The sequence below is a fragment of the Devosia indica genome, assembly GCF_003056405.1.
GTDB lineage: Bacteria > Pseudomonadota > Alphaproteobacteria > Rhizobiales > Devosiaceae > Devosia > Devosia indica.
In genome coordinates this window covers 1-1595 of record NZ_PYVZ01000042.1, presented here as the reverse complement: position 1 = coordinate 1595, position 1595 = coordinate 1, and the positions used below count along the sequence as shown (strand labels likewise).

The window sequence follows — 1595 nt, the reverse complement described above, 5'->3', positions numbered from 1 at the left end:
CCAACAACTGGAAACTTCTATCACTGGGCATATGCGCAGACATAGGAACTCACACCGTCATCAAATCCACGGTGCCAATACCCTACCAACCACCGGCACGTCAGACGGGGGCGCCTTGGCGCTTACGGTTAGGTGGGGGTATCCGATCAAAAAGCTTCCCCGGCCACCACCGCCCTTCCGCAGCCCTCGTGGGGAGGTGCGCAGCGCAGCGCAGCCTCGAACCACGAGGGCGCTAGCCACCGCGTCCCCAACCCGCTCGATTGTCACCCCGGCGAAGGCCGGCGCCCATCCTGAGATCTCAAGATGGATCCCGGCTTCAGCCGGGATGACAGCCGGCGGTTGATGATCCCATTCGATGCCACGGTAGCGTCGGGCAAATCTCTCTATTGGAGAGACGTGAATACACGGGACCATGAGAGCTTGAAGCGACCCGAAGGGGCAATTCGTCCCCCAGCCGTGAATTGAGCGAACCGGGTACGGGCAGGGTCGCGCCCGCTCTGCCTCGCTTAAGAACGGAATGGGTGTCGCCATTAGGCCATTGTCGTATCGCCCGTATTGGCACCACCAACTAATTACGGCTAATCTGCCGCGAACAGGAATGGGATTGTAATGCCAAAGATCAGAAAGATTACGATACAAGGGGTCTATGGCCGTTTCGATCACACGATCCACTTTCGCCCTGATTCCCCGACTGTAATCATCCATGCGCCAAATGGTTACGGTAAGACCGAGACTTTACGAATCGTCGATTACCTACTCCGCAGACAGTTTGAGAAATTGTCTTCGGCGCACTTTGACTCACTGGAAATGTCGTTTGAGGATGGAACTTCAGTCTTAGCAGAAAAAGTCAGAAGGACGTCTCTTTTCGAAGAAGAAATGGTACTTGAAACCTCAGATGGGATTATATTCTCAACAAACACAGAACCATCTGTTTGGCGTTACGAGCGAAATTCAACTGAATTAACAGTTCACCAAATATCCCAAATTGATGGCATCTTGCCATTTCTTGATCAAGTTGGTCCATCCACTTGGGTCGACATGAGGTCAGGAGAAAATCTTAGCCTAGGAGACGTTCTCGATCAGTTTCGAGACAACCTGCCTGAACAATTTAGAGTGGCCGCCCCACCCGCATGGCTAAGAGAAATCACGGGCTGGCTAGATACCAGGCTCATTGAAACACAGCGACTCGTATTGATGAGTGAGCCAGCTTCTCCGCGTCGCCGATCCGAGCCTGAGCGTCGACAGCACGTTGTAACAAACTATGCGAGAGACCTCGCAAACCGAGTCACTTCGACTGTACGGCTATACGCCAGTCGAGCACAAAAGCTCGATCAAACCTTTCCCACCCGACTAATCAACGAGGTCAATGCAGGTGGTTACAAGGATCAATTGCGCCTAACGAGAGAGTTCGCGCTGCTGGAAGAGAAACGAGCCTACTTGGCCGCCGCTGGACTATTGGACCAGGTGGATGGAGCGCACCCCATTTTGACCGGACAGCCGGCATAGCCGATAAGGCATAGGCATCCGCCTATGAGTACGACTATGTCCAAGAGTTCTGACGAGCCGTTTCGACGGGTCGAAGTCATCACCTCCGT

The 1595-nt window shown here is 53.7% G+C and carries 1 protein-coding gene; it reads left to right on the top strand.

The features are described from left to right. The first annotated feature begins 609 nt into the window (after window positions 1-609). On the top strand, window positions 610-1506 hold the full coding sequence (locus tag DDE76_RS19690; RefSeq protein ID WP_157955934.1) for a hypothetical protein: 897 nt from the start codon (window positions 610-612) through the stop codon (window positions 1504-1506). Window positions 1507-1595 lie beyond the last annotated feature (89 nt).

What these genes read in the sequence shown, in the direction of transcription:
- DDE76_RS19690 (WP_157955934.1), top strand. Translation starts at nt 610, where the DNA reads ATGCCAAAGATCAGAAAGATTACGATACAAGGGGTCTATGGCCGTTTC.